Genomic DNA, 11,989 nt, shown 5'->3' on the forward strand with positions numbered 1-11,989 from the left:
GCCCTAGTGGTGTCCCAGAGATGCATGCCGCGCGCGCACGATGTCGTTCAGGTCGGCCAGCACACTCTCGGTCGTCGGCCAGCGGCCCGCGCCGCGTCCGCCGCACGACCACACCCGCCCATCCTCGCCAAAGACCTTCACGCCGTTTCTCTCCCCGTTCAGGGCGAGGAAGAACGGGTCGTCGAGGCCGACGTCAAGCGAAACCGAGGCCTTGAGCGCATCGCCCTCGCGGAAACAGGCCCCGATCTGGCGGACCGGTCCGGCGGGCAGGAACTCTTCCGACAGCACGGCGCAGGGCACCTCCGCGGCCGGGCGACCGAAGGCCTCAAAGGCCAGCAGCCGGACCTTGGCGGCGGAATCCCGGCCCTCCAGGTCCGACGACGGATCCTCTTCCGCGAAGCCGGCCACCCGAGCGTCGGCGAGCGCGTCGGCGAAGTCGGCGCCGGCCTGAATGCGGCTGAGCATGAAGTTGACCGTGCCGTTCAGGATGGCCTCGAACCCCCGGATCGGCCCGGCGGCGCGCGCGGCGCGCACCGTCTCGATCATCGGCGCGCCACCGCCGACCGCGGCCGAATAGGCCAGTCGCGCGCCCTTGGCCCGCGAAAGATCGGCCAGCCCTTGCGGGTCGCGGCTGATCGCCTGCTTGTTGGCGCTGGCGACATCGATGCCCTGCTCCAGCGCGGCGCGGATCAGGTCGTGGCCGGCCCCGCCTTCCGACAGGGCCTCCAGCAGGATGTCGGGCTGGAGCGCCACCAACGCCTCGCGGTCGGCGGTGAACAGATGCGCAGGCGCGTCGACGTCGCGCGGCTTCTTCGGATCGCGCACGAGGACGCCGACCACCTCGAAACGATTGTCGGCCTGAAGACGTTGCAGCAGACCTCCGCCCACCACGCCGCAGCCGGCGATGGCGACCTTCAGCGGCGCGTCCGGCACGGACGGTCCCGGAGGCGCCGACGCCTCGCCCACGACGGTGCAGTCGGATCGGCCGATGGCGGCGACCTCGATCTCGACCGACCGTTCCTGGCCCAGATCGATGGCGTCGTGCTGGACCAGAGCGCCGCCGTGGCGACGCGCGTCGTCCCAGCTGGCGCGACGGAACCGCAGCGGCTTGCCCGACGCCGAGGCCGGGTCGCGGTCGTAGAGGCCGTCGACGTCCTTCACCAGACGCGCGCGCTTCAGCCCCAGCTCGGCGGCCAGGAACACCGCCGTCAGGTCCGAGCCGCCACGGCCCAGCAAGACGACGCGGCCGCTCGGTCCGACGGCGCCGAAGCCCGGTACGATCACCACCTGATGCGCGGCGATGGCGCGGTTTAGCGCCTCGGCGTGCAGGGCGACGGGATGGGCGTGCTCGACCGGTCCCTCGGCCACGATGCCGAGCTCGCGCACCGACAGGGCGCAGGCGTCCAGCCCGATGCGGTCGCACGCGATCGCGACCAGGGCCGCCGCCTGCTCCTCGCCCTGGGCGACGTAGGCGGGCAGCAGGTCGTTCTCGTGGTCGAGACCGAGCGCACGGGCGTCGGCCAGCAGCCGATCGGTATGGCCGCCGAGCGCCGAGACCACGGCCACGACCTTCCGTCCGGCACGGACATGCCCATAGACCTCCGACGCCACGACGGGGGCGCAGGCCTGGTCCTTCAGGATCGAGGAGCCGAACTTGAGGACGACGACCTCCGGGGCGGGCGCGGCCTCCGGCAGCGGTTTCTGAACGACGGCGAGGTGGGCTTTGGCGTGGGGCATTGGAGTGGTCCGTTTCGAAGAGGAAGGTGGGTTTCGGGCGAAAGAAAACCCGCCGGGCCGGGGCCGGGCGGGTGGGGTTTGCTGGGGCTGTCTTATCGACCGCGCGCGCTAACCTGTCCCCGCCCGCGAGGGGCCGGTGGTGGTCATACCGGTGGTGGTCGAAATCTGGGTCGCAGGCGTCATCGACAGTGCCGCGAGAGCGGGCGTCGAAAGCGAAACGGCGATGCGGCCGAGACGGGACAGGGGGCGGACCTCAGGAATATCGTGGGTATGAGGGTGTCGGGCACGACCGCCGCCGTCAACCCGTTTTGCGCATTTTTCTTTCATCCCGACACCAAGCTGAGGTTTTTGCGCCACGCATTCTGCGATCGAGCTTCGACTGGAGGTAGATTTTTTCTCTTGACCCGCGCTCTTCGCACTCGCAACGTAACGTCACTCATCAAGACCGGCTGAGGGATAGGCCCTTTGACGCCGGGGCAACCATCGGGTTCCGCCCGAACGGTGCCAACTCCTGCGGGGAGGGTCTCGACCTTCCGCGAGAGATGAGTGGAGCGTCGATCAGGCGACGTCTCCACGGTCTGTCACCGCGTCCGGAGTCTTGCTGAGCAGGACGATGCGGACGACGACATGGCTTTCGACACCCAGACCATCTCAGACCCTCTCTGTCGCGACATTGCTCGCGTGCCCCGGATCGCGCGTGGCAATGTCGCCGTCGACCTTCCGGTCGAGATTCCCGCCGACTTCCGGCTCCAGTCCGGCGAGCGGCTGGCCCAGCGCCGGATCGTCGGCCGTCTGCACGGCCGCGAGGGTGCCCCGCTGGTGGTGGTCGCAGGCGGCATCTGGGCGGGGCGGTTCGTGCATCGCACGGAAACGAACGGCCTCGGCTGGTGGTCGGGCGCGGTGTCGATCCGAGGCCCGATCGACCTGAACCGCTTCCAGGTCCTGGCTTTCGATTACGCGCCGGAAACCGCGCCGGCAGCCAGGCCGGTCACCATCACCACCCACGACCAGGCGCGGCTGCTGGCCGTCATCCTCGATGCGCTTGGCGACCCCATCGTCTCGGCCTTCGTTGGCTGCTCCTACGGCGGGATGATCGGTCTGGCCTTCGCCGAGCTGTTCCCCGAGCGGGTCGGGCAGCTGGTCGTAGTCTCCGCCGCCCACCGGGCCCATCCCCAGGCGACGGCTTGGCGCGGCATCCAGCGCCGCATCCTGCAGCTGGCCGAAGCCGCCGGCCGGCCCGAGGACGGCGTGGCGCTCGCCCGCGAACTGGCCATGACGACCTATCGCACCGCCGAGGAGTTCGGCGAGCGGTTCGAGACCGAGGCCCCCGCGCGCGTCGGCGGTGCCTATCCGGTCTGCGACTATCTGACGGCGCGGGGCCGGGCCTATCGCAATCACACGACGCCGGCGCGCTGGCTGTCGCTGTCGGACTCCATCGACCGCCACACCGTGACGCCCGAGGCCATCGTCACGCCCACGACCCTGGTCGGCTTCACCTCCGACCGGCTCGTGCCGATCGAGGATGTGCGCGAGCTCGCCGCCCGCCTTCCCACCCTGTTCCGCTTCGTCGAGGCGTCGTCGCTGTATGGCCACGACGCCTTCCTCAAGGAGGACGAGGTCGTCGGGGCCATCCTCCGCGCCGCCCTGAAGGAGATCGCCCAGTGAGCCTGTCCAGCAAGAAGGGGCGGCACGCCCACACCACCTGCGCCCGCTCCGGCGTCGATCAGGACACGGCCCACGGCGCTGTCATGCCACCGCTCTATCTATCCTCGAACTATTCCTTCGCTGGCTTCGAGCAGAAGCGGACCTACGACTATAGCCGGTCCGGCAATCCCACCCGCGACGTGCTCGCCGAGACCCTGGCGGAGCTGGAAGGCGGGGCGGGCTGCGTCGTCACCGCGACCGGCATGGCGGCGGTCGACCTGCCGCTGTCCTTGCTGGAGCCAGGCGATCTGCTGATCGCCCCGCACGACTGCTATGGCGGCACCCACCGCCTGCTAACCGCGCGGGCGAAAAAGGGTCATTTCGAGGTTCTGTGGGTCGATCAGGGCGACCCGGCCGCGCTGGAGTCCGCGCTGCGACTGAACCCGAAGCTGGTGCTGGTCGAGACGCCGTCCAACCCCCTGCTGCGCGTCGTCGACATCGCCGACATCTGTACCCGCGCGCGTCGTGTCGGGGCCAAGGTGGTGGCCGACAACACCTTCCTGTCGCCCGCGCTCCAGACGCCGATCGCGCTGGGCGCCGACATCGTGATCCACTCCACGACCAAGTACATCAACGGCCATTCCGACGTGGTCGGGGGCGCTGTGATCTGCGCCGATCCGGCGGATCATGCGGAGCTGGCCTGGTGGGCCAACTGTCTGGGCGTGACGGGATCGCCATTCGACGCCTATCTGACGCTCCGGGGCGTGCGGACCCTGTTCGCGCGGATCGAGCGGCAACAGGCCACGGCGGGCAAGGTCGCGGCCCTGCTGGAAGCCCATCCGGCCGTGTCTGCGGTGCACTATCCGGGGCTGAAGACCCATCCCAGCCATGCGCTGGCGGCGCGCCAGCAGAAGGGCTTCGGCGCCATGCTGAGCTTCAAGATGGCAGGCGGGGTCGAGGCAGTACGATGTCTGGTCGAGACCCTGGACGCCTTCACTCTGGCCGAGAGCCTGGGCGGCGTTGAAAGCCTGATCGCCCATCCGGCCTCCATGACCCACGCCGCCATGACGCCAGAGGCCCGCAGGGTCGCCGGCATCACCGATGGACTGCTGCGGCTCTCGGTCGGACTGGAGCATGAGGACGACCTGATCGCCGACCTTGTTCAGGCACTGGACGCGCTCACACCGGTGCGGGCAGAGGCTGAGGCCGCGTGACCTGTCTCCTCCCCGTCGGCCGCTTGGCGAATGGGGAGGAGACCGTCAGGCTGGCCGAGCCTGGGTTTGCATGGCCCCGGTCATGGGAATGAAGAAGACGCCCACGTCGCGGCGGCTGCGAACGCGGCCATCGGCGTCCTTGGTATAGACGTAGAGGACCTGGCCCCGGCGGAACGGTTGGCCGATCGGGATGATCAGCTTGCCGCCCGGCTTGAGTTGCCGGAACAGCTCGGGCGGGGCGTACTGGGCCACGCAGGTCAGCATGATGGTGTCGAAGCCTTCGGTCACCTCGGGCCAGCCGAAATAGCCGTCGCCGACCCGCGAGTGCACGTTGTCGTAGCCGAGAGGATCGAAGATCTTTCCCACCGCCTGGCCGATCGGCTGGATGATCTCGATGGTGTAGCTGTCGCGCACGATGCGGCTGAGCAGCGAAGACTGGAAGCCAGAACCCGTGCCGATCTCCAGCGTCACGTCGGTGGGCTTGGGAGCCGCCAACTGGGTCATGTAGGCCTGGCCCAGATAGTCTGACAGCACGCTGCCATGGCCGATGGCCCAAGGCTTGGGATCGGCCTCATAGGCCTGATAGGCGGTCGATTCGTCGGACGCATAGGCGTAGTGGTAGAAGTCTCGCGGCACGCTCTCGAAGGCCCGAACCACGTTGGGATCGTGCGCGCCGAAGCGGCTGTCGAGATAGACGCGGATGCGCTCGATGGCGGCGGGTTTGCGCGTCTGAACCTCATTGAACTGGGCTTCCGAAAGAGTGTGGGGACGCTCTGAAGCCTCCATGGCCGTGTTGAAGCGGGCATAGGTCCACGGCTCGCTCGGCATGCGGACGGTCTCGGACACGGCCGAGGTCGCGCCCGCTTCGGCCACCGCGTTGCCAGCGGGCGCAGCGGCTCCCGCCCCTGCTCCACCGGTCGCCTGGGTCGGATTGAGGCGCGCCTGGACGGTCTTCAGGGTCTGCTCGTCGCAGGCGGCGAGGCCCGACAGCGCGGTGGCTCCGGCGGCGGTCAGAAGGGCGCGACGGTTAATCGGGCTCATGCGGGGCTCGTCTGGTTGTGGCGGGTGTCCGCAGGGAAGGGATCGAGAGAGGCCGCCGCCGGTTCGGGCAGGTCGGCGAAGGGATCGGCGGGTGGCGCGGGCTCGAAGATCGGGGCGGACTTCGGCCGGGGTGCCGCGACGGGCAGGACGAGGAAGGCCACAGCATAGAGCCCCGCCCCGACGATCAGCAGGGAGGAGAAGCCGATGTCGCGGCTCATGAGATTGGCCAGCGGCGTGGCCACGACCGAGAAGGCGCCGTTTAACCCCCAGGCCCAGGGCAGGGCCCGGCCGTCGCCGACCTGGATCAGACCGAGCGGGAACGGCAGCCCGAGCGCCAGTGAAACCGGCGCGGCGGCGAGGACGACCATCGCGCCCTTGATCGCCCAGGGCTGATCCAGCGTGCGCATCATGAAATCCTCGGCCCCCACCCACATGGCCGCGATCCAGCCGAGGATGACGATCAGGCCGATCAGCGACGCGGCCTTGGGCAGGGCGGCGCAGCGTCCCGCGATCATGCTGCCCAGACCGGAGAAGATCAGCATCGACGTCAGGACCAGGGCGAAGGCGGACGAATAGTCGTTGAGCCAGAAGGCCGCCTTGTCGATCAGCCAGATCTCGATGAGGAGAAAGCCGAGGCCGAGCGCGGGAAAATAGAGCGCGGGCCAGGCGCGCGGCTTGTCCGTCGCGCCACTGGTCCGGCGGCGAAACTGCAGGGGCGCTGCGAGGACGAGCAGCGCGATGACGATGGCCTGACCGAGCACCGCGATGTTCACCAGAGCGCCGATCTCGGCCTGGGGCAGGACTTCGAGCCGCCGGATCAGGGTGGGCAGGTCCTCCAGCCGCAGAGAGGCGTAGAAGGCGGGTCTGTCCAGTGTCGCGGGCCGGATGTGGAAGGCCTGGGCAGAAGGCGACGGCCGCCCGGCCAGCACGGCCTCGACCTCATTGGCGATGGCGTCATTGGGGCCGGTCGAGACGATCTGGCCGCTGGCGAAGGAGACGCTGGGCAGGTCGTTGAACAGGCTGGAGCGGGCCGCTGCCACATCCAGACCAGGTCGCCAGGAGACGTCGAACGACCGCTCGGCCGCCCAGGCCTGAAGCGCGGCCACGTCGGCCGCCGACCAGGGGGTGGAGCTGATCAGGATCCGCGCGTTCCAGGCCGAGCGGTAGACCATGACGTGGGCGGACGGATCGGCGACCCCCATGCCGGCCAGGGCCTGTCGCGCGGTCGCCAGCACCCGCAGCGCATAGACGGGAAAGTCGCGGATCGAGACCGAGACCGACACCATGCCCCCCGGCTTCAGCGCGGCAAGATAGGCGTGCATCGCCTCGGCCGTGACGCCGGCCACGTTGGCGGGAGCCGCGTCCACGAAGTCGGCGGACAGGTCGATGACGTCATAGGCGTTCGGCCCGGCTCGCCAGGCCGCCGCGATCGGCCCGCCCTCCAGAAGGGTGAAGCGGGGATCGGGTGCCAGCGCCGGCGAGGGGCCGAGGCCATTGATCAGGGCGGCGCGCAGAACCGGTTCGCCCTCCACCCCCTCGATGCGCGCAGCTCCCAGCCGGAGCGCCTCGGCCGGGCGGTATCCGCCGGACAGTCCAACCAGCAGCGCCTCGGCACCGGGCCGGAGCGCATAGGGGGCGGCGGAAAGGGCGCTCGGGGCGTAGGCGGCCTCCAGCGCCCCGGCCTTGGGCAGGGCCGCGATGCGGTTGCCGTCGCGGTACAGGCCATAGGTCGACGGCGGACCGGACACCCCCATCATGCCGGCGTTGTTCAAGACGTCCGCGTCCACGCGCTCCGTGAAGTTCTCCAGAAGCAGATAGTGCCCGCGCGGCTGGCGGACCTCGGCGACCACGGCGGCGCCCGGCGTATTCAGCGGCGCATAGATGGCCTTGAACTCGGAGAAAGCCGGGGCCGTGCCCGTGAACAGAATGGCCTGGGCTCCGACGAAGGCGGCAGCGGACAGACCGATCCCCGCCCATCGGCCTTTACCGGGCTGAAACACCGGAGCGAGCGCCAGCGGGATCATCAGCACCGGGGCCAGCAGGAAGGGGTGGATCACGAACATCAGGCCCAACGCCAGCGCCGCGCCCAGGCCCGCCCCGATCAGGTCGTAGCCATAGACCCGGCCGATCTCGCGATGGTTCAGGATGAAGATCAGGCTGATGTAGAGCCCGGCCAGGAAGAAGAAGGGCAGCAGGACCGCGTAGTAGAGCCCGATGTTGCGGACCTGATCCGGCCAGGTGGTCGGGTTCTGAAGTTGCAGCGGATTGAAGGGGTTGGCCGTCACGGCCTGGTATCCCAGCGCTGCCGCCAGGACCATCGCAGCCGGCAGGATGGTTCGGAGAAGGACACCGTGCCGGGCCACCGCGTCGCGGAACAGCGCGACCACCACGCCGGACAACGCGAACCCGGCCATGACGATCGAAATGATCCAGTATCCGTACTCGGACCATTTCGCGACGGCGAAGTACCGCGTCAGCGCGTTCTCGATCCCGACCACGCCCATGGCGATCAGGAACAGCGGGATCAGGGCGGCCCGGGCCTTGTCGGAGGTGGTGCTCACCGGACCGCGCTCCGCTGCGTGACGCGGCGCTCAAGGAAGTCGATCAGCAGGCTGTTGAACCGATCGGCTTCGTCCACAAACAGGGCATGACCCGCGCTCTCGAAAACGACCATCTCGGCATCTGGGTGCGTGCGCACCAGATTGTCGCCTTGCTCGCGCCAGCGCGGCCGTACCGCGTACAGGACGGGCACGGACATCGAATGAAGCGCCGACCGCCAGTACGCGCGCGGAACGTCGTAAGCCAGCAACCGTCGCTCGTCCTCTGGCGTCATCCTCAAGGCCTCATCGGTGAGGCGAGCGCGATACTCGGCACCTGGATCATGGGCGAACATACCCGCCACGAAGGCGGCGCGGCGCGCGCGGCGTTCGTCAGGCGGCAAGTCCGGTGGCATAGCAGCGCGCTGCGGACTGGCGCTGGGGCGAGGCGCAGGCTCCTCGCCGATGGAGTTATCGATGAGAACCAGCCCTGCGATGCGGGTGTCGGCGGCCTGTGCCACCCAGGCAAGACTGTCCAGCACGCCCAGGGACCAACCGACTAGCACCACCGGTCCAGTCGCAGCATGATCGATCAGCTCGCCGACATCGCGACCGCGTCGCTCATGGGTGTAGCCGAACCGGGTGACCTCACTCTGGCCCTGCCCCCGCGGGTCGAGCGCGAGGACATGAAACCGGTCGGACAAGGCCTCGATCTGCCTCTCAAAGATCCAGCCCGGCATGGTCCATCCAGGAACGAACAGGACCGTCTGTGCCCCAGCGGGGCCCGCCTCCAGAAAGTGAAGACGGGCCCCGTCCGAGGTGATGAAGCTGCGGCTCTCCGCCGCCTCGACCACGCCCCCCGACGCGGCCGTCGCCGTTGCGAGAACGATCCCCCCCATCACGCCGACCATGGCCGCCCGTGTCCATGCCGGCAGGGTTGACGAACCGTTGGGCTTCATCGCCGTGGATAGGAAACCGGGCGCAATCTCGTGTCGAGAGCCTTCGCCGGGCGCGGGAGCGATAGGCTTAACGGCGTGGCGCCGATGCACCGCCCCTTGGATTGGTCAGTAACCGCCGGCGCGAGCAAGTCGGTCGGCATGAAAGCCCGCGTCGCCCAGGAGTTCGTTCAGCACACGGACACGCTTCATGAAGAGACCAACGTCGTATTCGTCGGTCATGCCGACGCCGCCGTGCATCTGCACCGCCTCCTGCACGGCCAGCTCGGCGACGCGGCCCGCCTTGGCCTTGGCGACCGAGACGGCGAGGTCGGCCTTGTCGGCGCCCGCGTCGAGGCGCTGAAGCGCGGCGAGCGTCGCGGCCTTGGCGATCTCCAACTCGGTGAACAGGTGGGCGGCGCGGTGCTGGAGCGCCTGGAACTCGCCGATGGCGCGGCCGAACTGCTTACGGGTGCGCAGGTATTCGACCGTGACGCGGAAGGCCTCGTCGCCGGCGCCGGTCAGGCAGGCGGCGGCGCAGGCCCGGCCGAGGTCGAGCGCGGCGTTGAGTGCGCCCTCCCCGCCGTCGACCGCGCCGATCACGGCATCGGCGTCGACCTGGACGTCCTTCAGCGTGATCCGGGCGGCGTTGTGGGCGTCGACCATGACGGTGCGCTCGATCTCGATCCCGGCGGTCTTCGGATCGACCAGGAACAGGGTCGTGCCCGTTTCGGTCTTCGCCGCGACGATCAGGGCGTCGGCGATGTGGCCGTCGAGCACGAAACCCTTGGCCCCGTTCAGCTTGAAGCCGTTGCCGCTGCGCTCCGCCGTCGTCGCGATGCGCGAGGGCTGGTGCTTGGGGCCCTCGTCGACGGCGAGCGACAGGATGGCCTCGCCCGCCGCGATCTTGGGCAGCCAGGCCGCCTGCTGCTCGGCCGAGGCCGCGTCGATCAGGATGCGGGCGGCCAGCACGCTGGATCCGAAGAAGGGGCTGGGGGTCAGGGTGCGGCCCAGCGCCTCGGCCACCACGCCGGCCTCCACCGCGCCCAGGCCGGACCCGCCATGCTCTTCGGGGATGATGACGCCCGCGAAGCCCATCTCCCCGAACGCCCGCCACAGCTCACGCGAGACGCCCTCCGCGTCGCGGCTGTCGCGGAGCTGGCGCAGATGGGTGATGGGCGCGTGCTCGGCCAGGAAGCCGTCGGCGGCCTCCTTCAGCATGGTCTGTTCTTCGGTGAGGATCAGGGGCATGTCGTCGTTTCCACTCCGTCATCCTCGGACTTGATCCGAGGATCGGATGTTATGCGGTCTGTGCGTCGGTTCGGTCGCACGAGCGGCAGATCGTCCGGCCCTCGGATCAAGTCCGAGGGCAGCGAAATGTGGGTCCTTACACCCCCGGCAACTGCAGCAGGTGTTTGGCGATGATGTTCAGCTGGACTTCGCTGGTGCCGCCCTCGATGGAGTTGGCCTTGGTCCGCAGCCATTCGCGGGCCGGGGTGCCGCCCTTGGACCGCTCGCTCTCCCACTCCAGGGCGTCCGACCCGCCCGCCGCCATCGCCAGTTCGTGGCGGCGCTTGTTCAGCTCCGAGCCGTAGTACTTCAGCATCGACGCGATGGCGGGTGACACCTGCCTGGCCTTCACCTGATCGCCGACCCGCTCCATCGACAGGCGGAAGGCGGCGACGTCGATCTCCAGCTCGGCGATCTTGGTCCGCAGCATGGGCTCGTCCAGCCGGCCGCTGTCGTCCAGGCCGAGCGAGTCCACCGCCACCTGACCCATCGGCCGGCCCATGTCGCCCATGGCGCCGATCATGGTCCGCTCGTGCGCCAGGAGCGCCTTGGCGACGTCCCAGCCCCGGTTCAGGGTCCCGACCAGGTTCTCCTTCTCGACACGGACGTTGTCGAAGAAGGTCTCGCAGAAGGGCGACTTGCCGCTGATCAGGGTGATCGGCCGGGTCGTCACGCCGGGCGTGGCCATGTCGAACAGGACGAAGCTGATGCCCAGGTGCTTGGGCGCGTCCGGGTCGGTGCGGACCAGGCAGAAGATCCAGTCGGCCTTGTCGGCGTAGGAGGTCCAGACCTTCTGGCCGTTGACGATCCAGTGGTCGCCGCGATCCTCGGCGCGGGTCTGCAGCCCCGCCAGGTCCGAGCCGGCGCCGGGTTCGGAATAGCCCTGGCACCAGCGGATCTCGCCGCGGACGATTTCAGGCAGGAAGCGCTTCTTCTGTTCCTCGGTGCCGAACTGGAGCAGGGCCGGACCCAGCATCCAGATGCCGAAGGACGACAGCGGCGACTGGGCGTCGATGCGGCGCATCTCGCTGGCCAGCACTTTGGCCTCTTCGCGGGAGAGGCCGCCGCCGCCGTATTCCCTGGGCCACTCGGGCGCGGTCCAGCCGCGCTCGCCCATGACCTCCATCCAGCGCTTGTGCGCGGGCGTCTTGAAGACGGCGTTCCTGCCGCCCCAGACGCGGTCCTCGTCGTTCTCGGCCGGTCCGCGGCACTCGGCCGGGCAGTTCGCCTCCAGCCAGGCCCGCGTCTCGGCGCGGAAGGTCTCCAGGTCGGTCATGCGTGTTCCCCGCGTTTCCTCTGACGGGGGATTTAGCAGGGTTTCACGCCTGACGTTGCGTCACTTCGTCGGGAGAAACGGCGAGAAGGTGATGACGGTGAAGGTGTCGCGGATGTGGGGCCGGGTCTGGACCGACTTCGTCACGAAGGTGCCGATGTCCATCTCCTTGGGCAGCTGGAACTTGGCCAGCAGGTCGTATTGGCCCGAGGTGGAATAGACCTCCGAGACGTTCTCGACGTTGTCCACGATGTCGGCGGCGACGTCGTTGGCGTGGCCCAGCTCGCATTTGATGAAGACGAAGATGGCGGTCATCAT

Annotated in this window: 9 protein-coding genes and 1 riboswitch; of the genes, 2 read left to right on the top strand and 7 right to left on the bottom strand. The window is 69.0% G+C overall.

The window, feature by feature from the left end:
* Positions 1-3: 3 nt before the first annotated feature.
* Positions 4-1,737 (bottom strand): amino acid kinase family protein, encoded by a 1,734-nt coding sequence (locus Q333_RS0106650; protein ID WP_029415969.1) that lies wholly within the window; start codon positions 1,735-1,737, stop codon positions 4-6.
* Between the two features lie 433 nt (positions 1,738-2,170).
* A riboswitch (SAM riboswitch) is annotated at positions 2,171-2,286 on the top strand.
* A 78-nt stretch (positions 2,287-2,364) separates the two neighbouring features.
* Here Q333_RS0106650 and metX point away from each other — a divergent pair.
* Together metX and metB are read left to right on the top strand one after the other, a co-directional pair.
* Complete coding sequence (gene metX / locus Q333_RS0106655) at positions 2,365-3,402, top strand: homoserine O-succinyltransferase MetX (RefSeq protein WP_029415970.1); 1,038 nt, start codon at positions 2,365-2,367, stop codon at positions 3,400-3,402.
* Positions 3,399-4,595: a cystathionine gamma-synthase gene (metB, locus tag Q333_RS0106660; protein WP_407059712.1), complete on the top strand. Its 1,197-nt coding sequence runs from the start codon at positions 3,399-3,401 to the stop codon at positions 4,593-4,595. Before metX ends, metB begins: the two co-directional genes overlap by 4 nt.
* Positions 4,596-4,640: 45 nt before the next feature.
* On the opposite strand, the gene Q333_RS0106665 is transcribed toward metB, so the two are convergent.
* From Q333_RS0106665 to Q333_RS0106690, 6 genes are all read right to left on the bottom strand, one after another.
* On the bottom strand, positions 4,641-5,636 hold the full coding sequence (locus tag Q333_RS0106665) for a protein-L-isoaspartate O-methyltransferase family protein (protein WP_029415972.1): 996 nt from the start codon (positions 5,634-5,636) through the stop codon (positions 4,641-4,643).
* Positions 5,633-8,197: a hypothetical protein gene (locus tag Q333_RS0106670; protein ID WP_029415973.1), complete on the bottom strand. Its 2,565-nt coding sequence runs from the start codon at positions 8,195-8,197 to the stop codon at positions 5,633-5,635. Before Q333_RS0106670 ends, Q333_RS0106665 begins: the two co-directional genes overlap by 4 nt.
* Entirely contained in the window at positions 8,194-9,132 is a 939-nt protein-coding gene (locus Q333_RS16905; protein WP_084175818.1) for an alpha/beta fold hydrolase, read from the bottom strand. The genes Q333_RS0106670 and Q333_RS16905 overlap by 4 nt, the downstream gene beginning before the upstream one ends.
* A 105-nt stretch (positions 9,133-9,237) precedes the next feature.
* On the bottom strand, positions 9,238-10,359 hold the full coding sequence (locus Q333_RS0106680) for an acyl-CoA dehydrogenase family protein (RefSeq protein WP_029415975.1): 1,122 nt from the start codon (positions 10,357-10,359) through the stop codon (positions 9,238-9,240).
* Between the two features lie 136 nt (positions 10,360-10,495).
* A complete protein-coding gene (locus tag Q333_RS0106685) occupies positions 10,496-11,674 on the bottom strand; it encodes an acyl-CoA dehydrogenase family protein (RefSeq protein WP_029415976.1) in 1,179 nt (392 codons plus the stop codon).
* A 60-nt stretch (positions 11,675-11,734) separates the two neighbouring features.
* Positions 11,735-11,989: an Lrp/AsnC family transcriptional regulator gene (locus Q333_RS0106690; RefSeq protein WP_029415977.1), complete on the bottom strand. Its 255-nt coding sequence runs from the start codon at positions 11,987-11,989 to the stop codon at positions 11,735-11,737.

The organism is Brevundimonas bacteroides DSM 4726 (assembly GCF_000701445.1).
Taxonomy (GTDB): domain Bacteria; phylum Pseudomonadota; class Alphaproteobacteria; order Caulobacterales; family Caulobacteraceae; genus Brevundimonas; species Brevundimonas bacteroides.